The 16,408-nt window shown below is 53.5% G+C and carries 16 protein-coding genes; 10 read left to right on the top strand and 6 right to left on the bottom strand.

The features are described 5' to 3' along the window. Positions 1-339 precede the first annotated feature (339 nt). Both CCB157_RS04815 and CCB157_RS04810 read right to left on the bottom strand, forming a co-directional pair. The gene (locus tag CCB157_RS04815; RefSeq protein WP_238594595.1) at positions 340-1,182 is read right to left on the bottom strand and encodes a lytic transglycosylase domain-containing protein; all 843 of its coding nucleotides are present in this window, start codon (positions 1,180-1,182) and stop codon (positions 340-342) included. Beyond that, on the bottom strand, positions 1,157-1,771 hold the full coding sequence (locus CCB157_RS04810) for a CYTH domain-containing protein (protein WP_077614788.1): 615 nt from the start codon (positions 1,769-1,771) through the stop codon (positions 1,157-1,159). Before CCB157_RS04810 ends, CCB157_RS04815 begins: the two co-directional genes overlap by 26 nt. A 93-nt stretch (positions 1,772-1,864) precedes the next feature. Between CCB157_RS04810 and yjbM the strand changes: the two genes are divergently transcribed. The 3 genes from yjbM to CCB157_RS04795 all read left to right on the top strand — a co-directional run bounded on the left by yjbM (position 1,865) and on the right by CCB157_RS04795 (position 4,464). Then, on the top strand, positions 1,865-2,515 hold the full coding sequence (gene yjbM / locus CCB157_RS04805) for a GTP diphosphokinase (RefSeq protein ID WP_077614866.1): 651 nt from the start codon (positions 1,865-1,867) through the stop codon (positions 2,513-2,515). Between the two features lie 4 nt (positions 2,516-2,519). Continuing rightward, a complete protein-coding gene (locus CCB157_RS04800) occupies positions 2,520-3,314 on the top strand; it encodes an NAD kinase (protein ID WP_077614787.1) in 795 nt (264 codons plus the stop codon). 271 nt (positions 3,315-3,585) lie between these two features. After that, complete coding sequence (locus tag CCB157_RS04795) at positions 3,586-4,464, top strand: RluA family pseudouridine synthase (protein WP_238594599.1); 879 nt, start codon at positions 3,586-3,588, stop codon at positions 4,462-4,464. Here CCB157_RS04795 and prpE read toward each other — a convergent pair. Together prpE and CCB157_RS04785 are read right to left on the bottom strand one after the other, a co-directional pair. Next, the gene (gene prpE, locus CCB157_RS04790) at positions 4,440-5,186 is read right to left on the bottom strand and encodes a bis(5'-nucleosyl)-tetraphosphatase PrpE (protein ID WP_077614786.1); all 747 of its coding nucleotides are present in this window, start codon (positions 5,184-5,186) and stop codon (positions 4,440-4,442) included. The genes CCB157_RS04795 and prpE overlap by 25 nt on opposite strands. 214 nt (positions 5,187-5,400) lie before the next feature. Beyond that, complete coding sequence (locus CCB157_RS04785) at positions 5,401-6,570, bottom strand: FtsW/RodA/SpoVE family cell cycle protein (protein WP_077614785.1); 1,170 nt, start codon at positions 6,568-6,570, stop codon at positions 5,401-5,403. 319 nt (positions 6,571-6,889) lie between these two features. Here CCB157_RS04785 and CCB157_RS04780 point away from each other — a divergent pair, with 319 nt between their 5' ends. The 5 genes from CCB157_RS04780 to CCB157_RS04750 all read left to right on the top strand — a co-directional run bounded on the left by CCB157_RS04780 (position 6,890) and on the right by CCB157_RS04750 (position 13,308). Next, on the top strand, positions 6,890-8,716 hold the full coding sequence (locus CCB157_RS04780) for a monovalent cation:proton antiporter family protein (protein WP_077614784.1): 1,827 nt from the start codon (positions 6,890-6,892) through the stop codon (positions 8,714-8,716). Positions 8,717-8,968: 252 nt separating this feature from the next. Then, positions 8,969-9,748, top strand: a complete 780-nt coding sequence (gene fabI, locus CCB157_RS04770; protein ID WP_077614782.1) for an enoyl-ACP reductase FabI — start codon at positions 8,969-8,971, stop codon at positions 9,746-9,748. A gap of 665 nt (positions 9,749-10,413) precedes the next feature. Then, the gene (locus tag CCB157_RS04765) at positions 10,414-11,604 is read left to right on the top strand and encodes a BMQ_0737 family morphogenetic spore coat protein (protein ID WP_077614781.1); all 1,191 of its coding nucleotides are present in this window, start codon (positions 10,414-10,416) and stop codon (positions 11,602-11,604) included. A gap of 343 nt (positions 11,605-11,947) precedes the next feature. Beyond that, positions 11,948-12,931 carry a hypothetical protein gene (locus CCB157_RS04755; RefSeq protein WP_077614779.1) on the top strand — a complete coding sequence of 328 codons (984 nt, stop codon included), beginning with the start codon at positions 11,948-11,950 and terminating at the stop codon, positions 12,929-12,931. Between the two features lie 125 nt (positions 12,932-13,056). After that, a complete protein-coding gene (locus tag CCB157_RS04750) occupies positions 13,057-13,308 on the top strand; it encodes a hypothetical protein (protein WP_077614778.1) in 252 nt (83 codons plus the stop codon). A gap of 227 nt (positions 13,309-13,535) precedes the next feature. Here the strand turns inward: CCB157_RS04750 and CCB157_RS04745 are convergent, their stop codons facing one another. After that, entirely contained in the window at positions 13,536-14,225 is a 690-nt protein-coding gene (locus CCB157_RS04745) for a DUF421 domain-containing protein (RefSeq protein WP_077614777.1), read from the bottom strand. Positions 14,226-14,510: 285 nt separating this feature from the next. On the opposite strand from CCB157_RS04745, the gene CCB157_RS04740 reads away from it, so the two are divergent. Both CCB157_RS04740 and CCB157_RS04735 read left to right on the top strand, forming a co-directional pair. Beyond that, complete coding sequence (locus CCB157_RS04740; protein WP_077614776.1) at positions 14,511-15,026, top strand: 2'-5' RNA ligase family protein; 516 nt, start codon at positions 14,511-14,513, stop codon at positions 15,024-15,026. 6 nt (positions 15,027-15,032) lie between these two features. Continuing rightward, positions 15,033-15,467: a GNAT family N-acetyltransferase gene (locus CCB157_RS04735; protein WP_077614775.1), complete on the top strand. Its 435-nt coding sequence runs from the start codon at positions 15,033-15,035 to the stop codon at positions 15,465-15,467. Positions 15,468-15,641: 174 nt separating this feature from the next. On the opposite strand, the gene CCB157_RS04730 is transcribed toward CCB157_RS04735, so the two are convergent. Further along, positions 15,642-16,361, bottom strand: coding sequence for an alpha/beta hydrolase (locus CCB157_RS04730; protein ID WP_077614774.1), 720 nt, complete (start codon positions 16,359-16,361; stop codon positions 15,642-15,644). Positions 16,362-16,408 lie beyond the last annotated feature (47 nt).

Genomic DNA, 16,408 nt, shown 5'->3' with positions numbered 1-16,408 from the left:
CTGCGGCTTTGTCTGTGCCGCCGGTTTTCGCGTACAGACGGTTTCTCCAATGGCCGATCGAATTTTCGTCTATGGAATGGAATAAGTGCGCATCCGGCCACATCGGTTCGGCGCATCGGGTTTTAAGATATTCCTATTGTAACAAGGGGATTGATTTTTCGGCAAATGTTCGACATGCTAACCGCTCATCGGCCGCCCGTAAACCAAGATGTGAAACGAAAAAAATCTATAGGCGGGCGGCTGTCGGGGAATTGGAGTCGGCAAGCTCCCCTGTGTTTTGAATGGGCAGCGGCATCCAAAGAAAAACGGCGGAGCGCAACGCTTCGCCGTCGTTCTCAATCAGCCGTAGTAAGATTGGAGCACCCTTCTGACGTAGGCCTCGGTTTCCTTGAAAGGCGGGATGCCGTGGTATTTTCTCACGTTTGCGGGCCCGGCATTGTAGGCGGCCAGTGCCAACGCCTCATTGCCGCCAAATTCGTCCAACAGGCGTCTCAAATATTTGGTGCCGCCGAAGATGTTCTGCTTCGGATCAAACGGATCATTGACCCCGAGGTTTTTGGCCGTTTGCGGCATCAGCTGCATCAAGCCGATCGCGCCGGCCGGGCTCACGCTGTCGGGATTGAAATTCGATTCGTGCTGGATGACCGCGCGGATAAGCTTCGGATCGACGCCGTAAAGCTTAGCGGCCTCTTCGATGTAGGGCTCAAACGCTAAAGCGTCGGAGCGGGTTTGATGGGATGTCCCGACCGATTCAGTGTCCCGCGTTGCGGCCGGTCGGATTTGCCTCAAAACGCCTTGCAGCGAAGCTTCGCCGGATAGAGCGGATAAAAGATTGGCGGAATCATCCGCCGTTGTCCCCAGAACTCCGCCGGCATTCCATGCCGCGCGCCCGATCGTGCCTTGGCTCGCCAACGCCTCAAGCAGATAGGTTTCGGCGTCCGCAGACCATCCCGAAATCAGGCTGTCATCGTTTTCAAAGGATGACGACGGATCAGCCCCGACGGAAAAGAGGGGATCAACGCCGGATGATGCGGAATCCGTGCCCAAAAAAGCGGCGAGCACATCGGAAAACATGTCGGCGTTGCCGTCCGCAGTCGGTTTTCCCAATGATGAAGACGGTTGCATCGTTCGGAATGCCTGAAGTTGGAGGAGTGCCTCAATCATTTGCGGATTGGTCGCCATGAGCGGATGCCTCCTCTGGATCTATGGATTTCATCATGCGGCGGATTTTATTTTCGGCCGGGCGCCGCGGGATCCCATGTTGACGCAAAATCGCATGGAACGCCGTCCAGCCCGCAGCGGCGTCGGCCGCTTCGAATTCCAATTCGAAATCTTCCCGTGCGCCATACATGCTGTGATCGAGCACGAGCACTCCTTCCTTTAATGCCACTTCCGCGCGTTTCGTCGATAAACGCCCGAAATGGCGGAGAGCGGAAGGCCGGACGCCCATGTGAGAAAGCCGGGCGATCACTTCGCCGTCCCGCGGCGCCTCACCTAAAAGCATTTGGCGCGTCTCGCGTTCCGTTAACCGTTGATGGGTTTCCAGCAATCCGACGGCGTTCGGCTCCTTTAAAGTCAAGACGAACTCATTTTCTTTTTCGCGGATGCGCAGCGCCGCCCCCCGTTTTTTCAATTGAAAATCCACCGTGTCAAAGTAATCATTATGTTGGAGGACAAAGTCTTCGGGGGTGAGGCCATACGCCTTGCTCAGCCGCTCAAACTCGGCGCGGGTTAAAAGATTTTTATATTCGATCTCTATTTCTTGGGTCATTGCGCCACATCCGATGATATTTGGTAAGGTCACTAAAATTATGACATAATGTTACTTGGGAGACAACCCAACACGTTCATTTAAAGGGTGGTGTTGGTCATGGATTGGGAGCTCTTTTTAACCCCTTACAAGCAAGCCGTGGATGAACTGAAAATCAAATTGAGGGGTTATCGCGAGCAATATGAAAAAACGGCACAACATTCACCGATCGAGTTCGTGACCGGACGGGTCAAACCCGTTCCAAGCATCCTTGATAAAGCGAGAAGAAAGAATATTCCATTAAGCGAACTGGATACGAAAATGCAGGATTTGGCGGGCATCCGCGTCATGTGCCAATTTGTCGACGACATTAAAACCGTCATCGACCTCATCAGGAACCGCACCGATTTGGAAGTGGTGGAGGAACGCGATTACATCACCCAAAAGAAAGAGAGCGGTTACCGTTCCTATCACATGGTCGTCCGTTATCCGGTGCAGACGATCGTCGGCGAGCGCAAAATCCTTGTGGAAATCCAAATCCGCACGCTGGCGATGAATTTCTGGGCGACGATCGAACATTCGCTCAACTATAAATACGAAGGCCGCATTCCGAAAGCGATCAAAGACCGGCTGCAACGCGCGAGCGAAGCCGCGTTTCTCCTCGATGAAGAGATGTCCAAAATTCGCGAAGAAATTCAAGAAGCCCAGAAACATTTTACATATAAAAAGGTCGAAGATCTCGATATCGACCCTTTCCAAAGGTGATCATATGAAATTTGCCGTGCAATCCAAAGGTGATCCGACTTCCAACAAAATCAAGGAGCAAATCACCCGATATTTGACAGGCTTTGATTTAATCTACGATGAAGAGGAACCCGACATCGTCATTTCGGTCGGCGGCGACGGCACCTTGCTGCACGCGTTTCACCGCTATGTCCACCGCTTGGCCGATACGGCGTTTGTCGGCGTCCATACCGGACACCTCGGCTTTTATGCGGACTGGACGCCGGACGAAGTCGAAAAGCTCGTCATTCATTTGGCGAAAACGCCGTTTCAGGTCGTCGAGTATCCGCTTCTGGAAGTCGTCATCCGTTTTAACAACAACCAGAGCGAAAAAAGGTATTTGGCCCTTAATGAATGCACGGTGAAAGCGACGGAAGGTTCGCTCGTCATCGACGTCATCATCAAAGGCGACAAATTCGAAACGTTCCGCGGCGATGGATTGTGCATCTCGACGCCGACGGGCAGCACGGCTTACAATAAAGCGCTTTTCGGCGCGATCCTTCACCCGTCGTTGTCCGCCATCCAACTGACGGAAATGGCTTCGATCAACAATCGCGTCTATCGAACGATCGGTTCCCCGCTCGTGCTGCCGGAACATCACACGTGCATATTAAAACCGGTGAACGACGTCAATTTCAACATTACGATCGACCATCTTTTTCTCGTCCATAAAGACGTGCATTCGCTGCAATACCGCGTCGCCGAGGAGCGCATCCGGTTTGCGCGCTTTCGGCCGTTCCCGTTTTGGCGCCGCGTGAAAGAATCGTTTGTGGGCGATTGAGAAGCGAATGCTGCGCGGCTGGCGAAGACTATCCAAAGAGGACCGTACTGCCTATTTGGATAGCCCGCTGAAACCATCCAACATGACCTTTTCAGCACGGAAGGAATTCGAAAAGGGTATCAGGGATTTCATGGACAGGAGTGGCTGCAGCGTGACGGATCAATGCGGGGATCAATGGCTGTACAGCGGGAAATCGCGGCCTGAAGTCAAAGTGGATGTCGTCGATGGCAAGCTGGCGCTCTCCTTTGCGATTGGTACGAAGGCTGAGGGCATGTTATTGCGCGATTATCTAAGGAAGCAGATCGGGTTGTCGCGCCGCCTTCTCACGGCGGTTAAGCATCGCGGCGGGGGGATCTACGTCAACGGTCAGCCCGATTCCGTGCGCCGTTTATTGGCGGCGGGCGATCGGCTGACCCTTATTTTTCCGCCGGAAGAGCCGGGGGACGGGCTCATTCCCGAACCCGTCCCCCTCGAAGTGGTTTATGAAGATACCGCTGTGCTCATCATCAACAAGCCGGCGGGCATGGCGACCGTCCCGGGATTTCAACATCGGCGCGGCACGCTTGCCGGCGGCGTGCTTTGGCATTTGCGGAAAAACGGCCTGCGTTCGACCGCTCATATCGCGACGCGTTTGGATCGGCAAACCTCGGGGCTCGTTCTCGCCGCCAAACATGGATTTTTTCATGAAGCTGTCGCGCGGCAAAAAAAGACACACGCTTTGGAGCGGCGTTACATCGCGATCGTTCACGGCCGCCTGGCCCGCGATGAAGGCGTCATCGATGCCCCGATCGCCCGAAAAGAGGGGAGCATCATTGAACGCATCGTAAGCGATGACGGCCAGCGGGCGGTGACGCATTATCGCGTGCTTCGGCGGCTGGACGAGGCAACGGTCGTCGACATCGCTTTGGAAACGGGGCGCACCCACCAAATCCGCGTCCATTTCGCTCACATCGGTCACCCGTTATTGGGAGATGATCTCTACGGCGGCCGAACAGACCGGATCGGCCGCCAAGCGCTTCATTGCTACCGCCTATGCTTCGTTCATCCCGTGTCGCACAAACTGCTCTCCTTTGCGAGCGAGTTGCCGGAGGATATGCGGCGGGTTTTGGCGTCCGCCGGATGCCCTCAAGGGTTGGACTCGAACGCATGAAATTTTTCAGGGAAAAACGGTTGGCGCGACGGGACGGAGACGGTCTCCTTTTCCGGCCAGCGGAAGGCGGTCAAATGCCCGCCAAACACGCATCCGGTATCGATATTGACCGTTTTCCCGTACCATCTCGGCTTGCGGACCGGTGTATGTCCATACACGATCCATGCGTGGCCTTCATAATGCTTCGCCCAGTCGCGGCGAATCGGGAAGCCTTTTTCATCGGTCTCGCCGGTCGTGTCACCGTACAGCACGAACGATTTGACGCGCCGGTTCATCTGGCCGATATCGGACGCCCGGATGCCGGCGTGGGCGACGACGAGTTCGCCTTCGGCCAACATCAAATAAAGCGGCGCTTGTTCGTAGATGTGCAAAAATGCGGACGTGATGCGCTGCCTTTCGTCACGAGCGAGCGCCGAAAGTTCCGCAACCGTCGTCTCCAGGCCATTTTTGATTTGAACGGGGCGGCCGATCAAGTACCGATACAGTTTATCGCAGTGATTTCCCGGGACATAATGCGCCAACGCCCGCTCGACCAGCCCGGTGACGAGCCGGATCATCGCGACCGAATCGGGTCCGCGGTCCGTGATATCGCCCAGAAATACCGGCACGCGTCCGTCCGCATGAACGGGCCAACCCGCCTTTTGCACATAGCCGAGCTTGCGCAAAAGCGCCAGGCACTCTTCATGACAGCCGTGCACATCGCCAATGATGTCGTACGCCATGTTTTCACCTCGTCGGAATCCTTTCAGCGTTTTCCGCTTCTTTGTCTCATCCATCAACGCCGCAAATCATTCCACAACCTCTAAAAGAACCGCAACCCCTAGGCTCTCCCGCCGTCAAGCGATCCATACTCACTGCACGAAAAAAGAGTCCATGAAAGGGACTCTTTCCGAAATTCACTCATGTCTTTTTGTGCAGGGCGTGGCGAAATGGCCGTCAATCAAACATATATTTTCTCGAGCGCGCCTGAATCGACAGCACGAGACCGATGGACATCATATTCGTCAACAAGGAGCTGCCGCCGTAGCTGATGAACGGCAGCGGAATGCCGGTGATCGGCATGACTTGGATGGTCATGCCGATATTTTCAAAAATCGTAAACATCAACATGCCAATAATCCCTGTGCAGATATAAGTGCCGAAAGGATCGTGCGTTTTTAACGCGGCATGGATGATTCTGTAAATGAGCAAAAAGAAGAGTGCGATGAGGGCGCTCGCTCCAAAAAAGCCGAAGGCGTTTCCGACGACCGAGAAAATGAAGTCGTTGTAGCTTTCGGGCAACACCATCGTTTGATTGCCGAACCCCGTCCCGTAAAGCTGGCCGGAACCGATCGCGTTCAAGGAATTGATCAATTGGAAGCCTTCTTGGTTGGAATATTTGTAAGGCGCAAGCCAACCGTAAAATCGGTCCAATTGGTGCTGTTGAAGCACGAGGCTGATGACCGCCGGAAAAGTGAAATAACATACGACGAGCGCGGCGATGCCCAGGATGATCGCGAGCAAAATCGCCAAGATCAGACGCCAGCGGACGCCCGAGACGAGGATCATGCTCAGGACCGTCGCGGCCATGACGAGCACCGTGCCCAAGTCCGGCTGTATGAGCACGAAGGCGAGCGGCGGCAAAGACGCGAGTGCCATTTTCCCCAACAAACGGACGTCATCGCGCAGGCTTCGATTGGGGGTTTCTTCGTTGTGCTCGACGATCAGGCGGCTGAGCACAAGGATTAAAGCGATTTTCATGAATTCGGACGGCTGCACGGAGCCGATGCCGGGCAAGGCGTACCAGCTGTAGGCGCCGTGCGATTCGTGAGCGAAAGGAACCGGAAGCCCGCCCTTGGCCAGAAACAAACCGACGAGGAGGGCGAGGCAAATGCCGTACAGCACCCAGCCGATCTGTCTGAATCGGTCATAATCGATCAAGAAGACGCCAACGGCGAACATCGCGCCGATGATGTACCAGATCAACTGATGAAGAACGAAATAACTGTTGTCCAGTTTGGACGGCAGCGGGGCGCAATAAATGGCGGTCAAACTCACGCAAAATAATAAAAAAACGATAAAGATCAATGTATAGTCAAGTTTTGCGAACAACGAGTCCTTATTCATTCCAACCTATCCTTTTCGCATCCGGAAAGCTGCCGCCCCGTCGGCCTCTCAACGGTGGCGGGGCAGCGGATGCCGGTGCATATTCTTATGTGATCCAACATATAGAATAGCGCAAAGCGCCGTGAATGAAAACCGCCAGCTTGGCGTTTATATGAAATTTTAACGATCTTCGGAGCGGCCGGGCTTCCGCCGCAGGAGCATTTGAATGAGGGCGCAGAGTACGCCGCCATATATATTCCTTGAAGAAGTGAGGCGGATCGGTTAGTCTAAAGAAAATATGGACTGACGGGGAGGATTCTCCCGCTTTCAGGAGGTATTCATGCACGCATCCTTAGTATCGCTCGTTGTCGTCATCATTGCCGCGTTCTTGACACCGATCGTCCTGAACCGCTTGCGCTTAAAATCGGTGCCGGTGGTCGTCGCTGAAATGATTGCCGGCTTGATCATCGGAAAAAGCGGGTTCAATTGGGTGGAACACGGGCCCTGGATCGAAATTTTATCGTCGCTCGGCTTGATCTTCTTGATGTTTCTGAGCGGCGTTGAAATCGACTTTTCCATGTTTCTCAATTCTAGGAAAAAAAGATCAGGGCGGGAGCCGAACGGCCTTGCCGCTGCAAGCCTTGTCTTCCTCGCCATTTTTGTTGTTTCTTTTTTATTGGCTTTATTTTTCAAATGGGCGGGTTTCGCGGAAAACGCCTTTTTCATGACGCTCGTCATTTCGACGATTTCGCTCGGGGTCGTCATGCCGACTTTAAAAGAAAATCATTTGATGAAGACCGGCATCGGGCAAATCCTTTTGCTCATCACCGTCATCGCCGACCTCGTCACGATGATCCTCTTGGCGGTGTTCGTTTCCTTATATGACCCGAACGGCGGCGATATTTGGCTGCTCTTCGTTTTGTTTGCCGCCGGTTTTGTCTTGTATTTTGTCGGCAAGGTCTTTAAGCACATGACGTTTTTGGAAACGATGTCGAAGGGCACGTTTCAGATCGGCACGCGCGCCGTCTTCGCCTTGATCATCGTCCTCGTCGGATTATCGGAGACCGTCGGCGCCGAAAACATCCTCGGCGCGTTCATCGCCGGCGTGCTCGTGTCGCTTTTGTCGCCGAATAAAGAGATGGTGCAGAAGCTCGATTCGTTCGGCTATGGATTCCTCATCCCGATTTTTTTCGTCATGGTCGGCGTCGATCTCAATATTTGGGAACTGTTCAAAGATCCGAAAGTCGTGTGGTTGATCCCGCTGTTGTTCATCGCGCTGCTCATTTCCAAAATGGTGCCCGTGCTGATTTTAAAAAAGTGGTATGATTTTCGAACGGTCGTCGGCTCGGGGCTATTGTTGACATCGACGCTTTCCTTGGTCGTGGCCGCCGCGAAGGTCGGCGAGCGCATCCGCGTGATCGATGATCGCATGGCTTCGGCGCTCATTTTGCTCGCCATCGTGACGTGTTTGATCACTCCGGTGCTGTTTCGCAAAGTTTTTCCGAAAACGCGCGAAGAAAAAAAGCGCATCGTTTTGATCGGCGCCAATCAATTAACGTTGCCGTTGTCGGTCGAATTGGACGGCGCCCGCTATCAAACGGTGCTCTACCATACGGTGATGGAAAAACTGGAAGCGGATGATACGGCCGGATTCGAAGTGACGGAACTTCCGAATTACGATGCGGAGACGCTCGAGCGGGCGGCCGCGTTTGACGCGGATATTCTCGTCACCGCCACGGGGAGTGACGAAACGAATGTGGCGATTGCCAAGGCGGCTGCGCAGTACGGCGTGCCGCGCGTCATCGCGCGCGTCGAAAATCCCGCGTTGTTTGAGACGTTGAAGAATGAGGGCATCGCGGTATTCTCCTCACTCTTTTCCACAAAAGCGATCTTGAAGGCGATGATTTTGTTGCCGGGGATGATCGATTTGCTGACGACCGCGGAGAATGGATTATATCAAATCGCCATAGAAAATCCCGCTTTTCACGGCATGGCTTTAAGGCGTTTCCCGTTTCTCGGCGATACGATCATCATTCGCCTCTATCGGGACGGGGAAGCCATCGTCCCGAACGGCGATACGGTTTTGCAGCTCGGCGATCAGCTGATCGTCACGGGCGGAAAAGCCCACGTCGACCGGCTGGCGGAAACGCTGGCCGGTGCGAGATAACGCCACCGCGGCGAGTTTAAAACATATTGGAAGATCAAACGGGACCCCCGATCGATCAAAGGCGGGGGTTGCCGCCCTTTCAACCGCCGGCCGTTTCGGATATTGGTTTCTTGCTTTTCATATTTTTTGTCGCCGCCATTCAAAGGTGGATCGCCGGCAAGCGCATCTCTTTTGGTGTGACGAGCCAACGGAAAGCGGTTCATGTTATAATAATGGCATTGGACTTGCCGTGAAACATGAGGAGGTTATGATATGGTCAATCTTTCGTTGGAAGGCAAAAACATCGTGATCATGGGCGTCGCGAACAAGCGCAGCATCGCGTGGGGAATCGCGCAAGCCGTCCATCAGGCGGGAGCGCGCATCATCTTTACATATGCGGGAGAACGCTTCAAAAATGAAGTGCAAAAACTCGTGGACACGCTCGAAAGCGATGCCCACCTTCTCCTGCCTTGTGATGTGACGAACGATGAAGAGATTGAAGCGACTTTCCGGACGATTAAGGAGAAGGTCGGCGTGATCCATGGGATCGCCCATTGCATCGCCTTCGCCAATAAAGAGGAATTGTCCGGAGAATATTTAAATACGACGCGCGAAGGTTTCCTGCTCGCCCACAACATCAGCTCGTATTCGCTGACGGCTGTGGCGAAAGCGGCGCGGCCGCTGATGACGGAAGGCGGCGCGATCATCACGTTGACCTATCTCGGCGGCGAGCGCGTCGTGCAAAATTACAACGTGATGGGCGTCGCCAAAGCGTCGTTGGATGCCAGCGTGAAATATTTGGCCAACGACTTAGGTAAGGACGGCATCCGCGTCAACGCCATTTCGGCCGGTCCGATCCGCACGTTGTCAGCCAAAGGCATTTCCGACTTTAATTCCGTCCTCAAGATGATCGAAGAGCGTGCGCCGATGCGGCGGTCGGTGACGCCTGAGGATGTCGGCAACGCGGCTCTGTTCCTGTTGAGCGATTTAGCGACGGCGATCACGGGCGAAACGTTGCACGTCGACAGCGGCTTTAACATCATCGCCATTTGATTTCCACATAGAAGACAAAAGGGCTCCGCGCCGGTTGATACCGGGCGGGCCTTTTTTTGTCTTTTTGGCAGACCGCCATATAAGCTGAAAAGTGTATACACGTTCATTTCCGTCGTGACATAGAATATTCTCTTTGAACCGTCCTGACTTAAATACTTGAAGGCATCCGCCGCAAAGGACGGGCGCTGACGTTTTCCGACATGGGCTTTTTTACTTCGGTTTCCACGTCACTTTTCCGCATGTCCGGCAATTCCCGCGTGTTTTGAGAGGCGCATCGAACAGATCATCTTTCCTTCGCTTTCCCGTCAGCCGGCGCCGCTTGGCTTCATAAAAAAGCTTTCTGACGTCTTCTTTTTTCAAAGGGATTCACCTCTTTTCTTATAGATGAGTATATTCGCGCGCCGCTTAGGGCGTGTTAGCTTCATGAGGGGCACGGATGCAAGCCATGGCTAAATCGGTGGAAGGCGGGGGGGGGGTATGCGATAGAGATGGCGGCCTGTCCAACGGTTCTCGCGACGCAACCGCCTTGGTTGCACAGGCGTGACGACGCTTTCCCGGCGTTCGCGGAAAAATGGGCGAACAATGCGGTGCCAATATCTTGGTCACTTCCATACGATGTAATGAATCAATCAACAAGTTTTTGTTGAGTGGAAAGGAAGGTATGAATGGGCAGCAAGCATAAACCGAGGAAGGTACTCACGGCCGCAAACAGTTTGCAAGATGAGTGCATCCGCGTCCCCAAGGTATATGACTGGGTAACGGATACCCTCACGGTCTCCAACACCATCCGCTTCGATGAAGAACAACTCGAAGAAATTGAAGAAGCGATGGAAGACCCGAGCCGTCGCCCGTTAAGAATCGTTTGCAAAAACCCGAAAACGCCGCCGCTTTTCCCGTTGGATCAAAGCGATCCGCACCTCTACGACGACAATGGCTTTTTCTGTGAACAAGTCGGGGAAAAACGGAGTGTCACGGTACCGGTCGGCGGCGAATTCGTCGAAGCACAACTCATCGATCTCTTATTCAGCTCCGAAGTGAAGATTCTTGTCGTCGATCGCAACGGGGATGTCGTCACCGAAATGATCGTTGACGTCGCGGCCATGGAATCGTTCGTTCTCTGCTTCCCAGACGGCACCGACTTGTTGTGCAGGATTTCCAAAATCATCTCACGCATAACGACCGGATCGCTTCTTCTTAACTATCCGTGTCCGGAAACCTTTAAACTGGAAGTCACTTTCTGCGTCGATGTCCAAGTCGAAGCCGAGGTCAAACTGGAAGTGTTGGCGAGATTTTGCACGCCGAGGGAAAACAATATCGTCGTGAATGAAGAGGATGTCAGCAACAACCAATGCCCGCCGATCGAGTTTCCGGCCCAATGCCCGAGCATTTTCCCGATGAAAAGCTGCGACTGCCAGGCGCGGGGCGAAGCGAGCGGGAAGACAGCCGAAGACGCCACCGAGCAGGGCGAAGCGGGGATTCTCGTGGATATTTGCCCGGACTGCAGCTTAACCAACAGCATATTTGAATTTACCTTCGATGACCGGGAACGGAGCGACGGATTAAAAAACATCAAGTTTTATGCAACGGGTTTCGATCCGGAAACGCTCAGCTGCAAAAGCCACAATGGCGGGCTCAAGTTGATCATCAGTGGCGATGGCCGCACGGCCGAAGGCCGGCGGTTCGATTTTAACTTGGCGCTTGTCAACAACGCGCTGTGCGACCAGTTTCAAGTTCAGCTCATCGACGAGCGGTCCGGACGCATCGCCTTCGATACCGGGATCGTGGATGTCGAAAAAGGCAAGATCCAGATCGCCGATTGCGTGGATTTCAGCGATCTGAAAGTTAAAGCGGATTGATCCGATAAGAGTGAGAATCCGTTCTCACTCTTTTTCTTTTGCGCGCATCGCGCGCCTCGGGGCTCGGGAAGCCAGCCGACCGATGACGGCGGTGACTCGGATGATTTTTCAACATCGCCCGTGCCGCTTGATCGAAGCCTCTTTTTTCCGATGAGGCGCGGTTTATCCAAGCAAAAACGGCTCCTTTGCATGGGTTTTAACAGACGTCGGGGCGGAGCAATCGAGGCGGTTCTTGCGCCGAAGCGTGCGCTGGTGCGGCCGTCTTTTCTCCGGGACAAGCAACCGTGCCGCTTTGCGATCATATGATAAAAAATGACCAATGCCAACATCGGGGGGCGAGGGCTTGGAAGAGCGAAAACAAAGCTTAAACATCGCGCGCCTCATCGACCGCGAAAAATACTATAAGAAGAAAGCCTTGAATCTGGAGAAACAATATATCTTTGCCAGCGAACAGATCGCGGCTTTGGAAGAACAAATCGAAGCGGTGAAACAAGAAAATCAACATTATATAGAGAAAGCGGAAAAAACGGCCGAAGAGCGTGAGAAAATCCGCGCCATGTATGAGGAACTGCGGCAAACCTATGAGGAAGCCCGAAAAAACCACGAGCAACTCGTCCGGGATTTAAACCAGGAAATCGCCGAGCTGAAAAAAAATCAACGAAGCGATCAAGAAGGCGATGCCGAGGCTTTCCGGAAACGCATAAAAAGCTATGAACGGCTTCTCGGGGAGATCCAAACGGAAATCAACGAAAAGGACAAGGCGATCGCGGTTTATAAACGCCGCCTCGCCGTGCTGGAGAAGCGTTTAAACTGGAGCGGGGCGGGAGGGATGGCGGCAAAGCCTGACCTCAATCAGCCCGCGGAGAGCAAAAAGCCTCACTATCATGCGGTGGGCGTCGTCGATTATGCGTTGATCCTCGGCCCGAACCGCGCCTTGATTCGCGGCGACCTCATCATCGAAAACGTCGGAGAAAAGCCCCTGGATACGCCCTATGTTTGTTTTCGCTTTACACCGGGCGATGTGGCGAGTTTGAAAGGAAAAATCGTTTCGTTGGCCGAGACGGGCGGTGAGGAAGCGGATGCGGAGCATTGGCAATGGGCTTTTGTGGACAACGATTGGGCGCAAGAGGCCAAAGAACGGGGGGAAATTTGGCTTTGTCCGACGGCGGCGATCACCCTTTCCCCGGGAGAACGCATCACCTTAAACGATTGGCAAGCGCCGCTTGAGCAAAAATATAGCGACCGCATCACCATCGAAATTTTCCTCTATTTTCAAAGCGCCGATTACCGGACAAAAGCCGAGAATAAAATATTGATCAATTTTTAATCACCGGTGCCGCTTGGAAATGGGCCATCATCGCCCCGCTTTATCCGACGAGGATAGGCCCGTGACCATACAAAAACCGGGAAATTCGCATATAGTGTCACGAAACCATTTCAGGAGGGATTCCAATGGCTGAAGATAAAAAGAAAGCGTCAAAACCGAAAACGTTACATGTCGATACGCTGCATATACATGCTAAAGAAATCGTTCTGCATCAAGATGCGCAAGGTCCGGCGCCCGATCCCCGCGCTTTGCCCAGGGATTTCTGGGGTTTCCCGATTCGTCAAGTCCAAAACGAATCAAACGAAAATGACAATAAAGGCGAAGAAAATCAAAACAGGGATGGAAATCCTCAAGGTCCGCCCCCCGGCTGGATTTAATGATGAGAGCAACCAAGCGGTTGCTCCTATTTTTTTGGGAAAGAAAGGATGCTAACTGTGGTATTGCCGGAAATCCCCGGTTCTGCCGCCAATCACCGAATGCCGTCCGCGCGCATCCCGCATGAAGGCGAAATCATACGCCCCCGTTAATGGATCGGGACGAAACTTCACGGCATCGCTCTCTTCCTTTCAGGTTTGCTGACCGCGGGGCGACCGGAGTCATAAAATTACGGGCCGTTATAGATCGTCTGTACATAGAGCCCGTCTTCTTCGCGCCATTCGGCGAGCATGACGTCACGAAGGTTTTCGATGCCGCGCTTTTTCAGTTCACTCTTGAGCCATGCCACGTCGCGCCCGATCAGCACAAAGTTGTCTTTGATGATCATGCCGTCGCTCACAAGCGTGACCGGAAGGCTGACCGATGTGGTCGGCAAGTCGAGATCGATGCGGCGTACCGTTTCAAAAATCGGCTTTTTAATGACGGAGATTTTGCCATTTGGTTCGAGGAGGGCGAAAGCGACTTCGCGTATGGAAAAGACATCCTTGTCGCGCAACAAGGTTTGTAAGCGGTTCATGTCGATTTTGTTCCGCTTCATTTCCGAGCGGACGATGACGCCGTCGTTGATTAGAATGGCGGGACTGCTTTCAAACAGGCCGCGCATGCGATTGACTTTCAGTGTGAGAAAATCGATGCCGCCGATCAAAACACCCCATAAAGCGATGACGTAAAGGATTTTCCAGATGTCGACCTTTGGATCATAAATGGCGCCGCCGACAAATTCGCCGAGCACCAAAGCGGCGACAAAATCAAACGGAGTGGCTTCAGAAATGGACGAGCGTCCGGTGAACTTTGTAAAGATAAGCAGAGCGAAAAAACCGACGATCAATTCAACGGTCGTTTCCATGTATCCGCCCATGCCGATCCCTCCTTCGCCTTATTTTTCCGGGCATTGCCGCCATTTATGCGCACACGGGCGAAGGAGGGGCGTGGGCGCTGCAGTGAGGTGGCTGCCATGCGGATCATGAATCAGCGAGCCGTTTACAAGATGGTCTCCGCTGACCATGGGCAGAAGCGATCGGCGATTTACAAATCGTTGCGGAATGGACAAGCCGTGTCCGTTTATGGGGGGCGATGGGCGGATGGAGGTTTCGGACAAAAAATGATATAATCATTTTATATATTTAGAAAAGGAGGACAGGGGATGAGGTATGGCGTCGCATTGTTTCCTTCCAAGTCTTTTCAAGAGAAAATCAATTCTTACCGAAAGCGCTATGATACGCATTACGCTTGGATTCCGCCGCATGTGACGCTCAAGGAGGCGTTTGAGCTGAAAGACGATGAAGTGGAAGCGGCTGTCCGGAACATCCGCGAGCTGTCTTCCGATCTTCGCCCCATCCGCCTCGTCGTCACGAAAGTCGGGTCGTTCTATCCAGTGAACAATGTTATTTATCTTCGCGTCGAAGACGATCCGACGCTGCTGGAACTCCATGAACGCTTGAACAGCGCCCGTTTCATTCAAGCCAAATCGAAGTACCGCTTTGTGCCGCACATTACGATCGCCCAAGATCTTTCCGACATTGAACATGCCGACGTTTTGGATCGCCTGAAAATGCTGGAGTTCCGCCACGAGGAAATCGTGGACCGCTTCCATTTGCTTTATCAAACGAAAAATCGGACATGGAAAATCCGTGAAACCTTTTACCTGGGAGGAGAGTAATCGGACATGGAAGTCATCGTCGCAGAAAACGACGCACAATACCGCGATGCCTTGAAGGTACGGGAGACGGTTTTTATCCATGAACAAAAGGTGCCGCCCGAGCTCGAAATCGATGAATATGAAAAGGAGGCGGTTCATTTTGTCGTTTACGATGACGGAACGCCCGTCGGCGCCGGCCGCCTCCGCAATAAAAATGGATTCGGCAAGGTGGAAAGGATTTGCGTCTTACCATCCCATCGCCATAAAAAAATCGGCAGCCTCATCATGGAAGCGATCGAACGCAAGGCGAAAGCGCTCGGTTATCAAACGCTTCTTTTAAACGCCCAGACCCACGCGATTCCTTTTTACGAAAAATTGGGGTATCAAATTACGTCGGAGGAGTTCGAGGAAGCGGGGATTCCGCATGTCGAAATGCGTAAGGTGCTGAGTGACGCGCGTTGACACGAACCCGGAGGTTTTGCAGCGGGTTTGGCATGGCATGCGGCCCGATGGTCCCGCGCAAAAAAGGAAACGGCCGCAGCGCCCGCTTTCCAGCCTGAGCCTGCCTTTTTCTCATCCGCCATACCGAATCGCTTGCCTCCTATTGCCCTATGCCCGGACCCGTCTCTTCCCTCGTTATTTCAACATCAGCGACAGCGCCTTTTCCAAATCGGTTTGCCAATGGCCCCACGTGTGCTGGCCGCCGTTTTCTTCATAATAGTAATCGGCTAATCCTTTTGCCGACATAACATCCTTCAGCCGGCGGTTAAGCGAGAGGAAGTCGGCTTTGCCGCCGAACGTCGTCGGGACGGCCGTTTCATGAATCCCTATGGAATGGTAGATGGACAGCTGTGCGGCATGCGGGAAGCGGCTGATGGTGTCAATGATCGCTTCCGACACGAACGGCGATTGCATGATGACCTTGCCGAAGGTGTGCGGATAACGGCAGGCGGCGGCGAGCGAAACCGTCCCGGCGAGCGAATCGCCGATGAGCGTCCGGTCGGAGGCGCAGGCTTCGATGGCATAACGCCTTGAAAGTTCCGGTAAAAGTTCGTGCGCGATAAAGCGGATGTAAGCGTCATGGCGATCGCCTGCAGGATGGTACCGGTGCCAGCGCTCCTTGACGCTGGGATAAGGCACGAGCGCGAAAATCGTTCGCCGCATGCTTTTTTCAGCGATCAGCCGGTCCGCCAAGCTGATGAGTCGCCCGAGCCGGAGGTAATCCAGGCCGTCCTGGACAATCGCGAGAGGATAAGTGTAAAGCGGCGAGTAATTGGCCGGCAGATAGACGATGACGTTCACGTCGTCGTTCAGGTGGCGGCTCGTCAGGCGCCATTCTTCAATCGTCCTCTTCATGATGATCTCCCCGTTCTTTTCGTTCCCCCTGATTTTATCACAAAAGC

It is taken from the genome of Caenibacillus caldisaponilyticus (assembly GCF_002003465.1).
Taxonomy (GTDB): Bacteria; Bacillota; Bacilli; order Bacillales; family Sporolactobacillaceae; genus Caenibacillus; species Caenibacillus caldisaponilyticus.
This window is presented reverse-complemented; position numbering and strand designations above follow the sequence as displayed.

What these genes read in the sequence shown, in the direction of transcription:
- CCB157_RS04815 (WP_238594595.1), bottom strand. Translation starts at nt 1,182, where the DNA reads ATGGCGACCAATCCGCAAATGATTGAGGCACTCCTCCAACTTCAGGCA.
- CCB157_RS04810 (WP_077614788.1), bottom strand. Translation starts at nt 1,771, where the DNA reads ATGACCCAAGAAATAGAGATCGAATATAAAAATCTTTTAACCCGCGCC.
- CCB157_RS04800 (WP_077614787.1), top strand. Translation starts at nt 2,520, where the DNA reads ATGAAATTTGCCGTGCAATCCAAAGGTGATCCGACTTCCAACAAAATC.
- CCB157_RS04795 (WP_238594599.1), top strand. Translation starts at nt 3,586, where the DNA reads ATGTTATTGCGCGATTATCTAAGGAAGCAGATCGGGTTGTCGCGCCGC.
- prpE (WP_077614786.1), bottom strand. Translation starts at nt 5,186, where the DNA reads ATGGCGTACGACATCATTGGCGATGTGCACGGCTGTCATGAAGAGTGC.
- CCB157_RS04785 (WP_077614785.1), bottom strand. Translation starts at nt 6,570, where the DNA reads ATGAATAAGGACTCGTTGTTCGCAAAACTTGACTATACATTGATCTTT.
- CCB157_RS04780 (WP_077614784.1), top strand. Translation starts at nt 6,890, where the DNA reads ATGCACGCATCCTTAGTATCGCTCGTTGTCGTCATCATTGCCGCGTTC.
- fabI (WP_077614782.1), top strand. Translation starts at nt 8,969, where the DNA reads ATGGTCAATCTTTCGTTGGAAGGCAAAAACATCGTGATCATGGGCGTC.
- CCB157_RS04765 (WP_077614781.1), top strand. Translation starts at nt 10,414, where the DNA reads ATGGGCAGCAAGCATAAACCGAGGAAGGTACTCACGGCCGCAAACAGT.
- CCB157_RS04750 (WP_077614778.1), top strand. Translation starts at nt 13,057, where the DNA reads ATGGCTGAAGATAAAAAGAAAGCGTCAAAACCGAAAACGTTACATGTC.
- CCB157_RS04745 (WP_077614777.1), bottom strand. Translation starts at nt 14,225, where the DNA reads ATGGGCGGATACATGGAAACGACCGTTGAATTGATCGTCGGTTTTTTC.
- CCB157_RS04740 (WP_077614776.1), top strand. Translation starts at nt 14,511, where the DNA reads ATGAGGTATGGCGTCGCATTGTTTCCTTCCAAGTCTTTTCAAGAGAAA.
- CCB157_RS04735 (WP_077614775.1), top strand. Translation starts at nt 15,033, where the DNA reads ATGGAAGTCATCGTCGCAGAAAACGACGCACAATACCGCGATGCCTTG.
- CCB157_RS04730 (WP_077614774.1), bottom strand. Translation starts at nt 16,361, where the DNA reads ATGAAGAGGACGATTGAAGAATGGCGCCTGACGAGCCGCCACCTGAAC.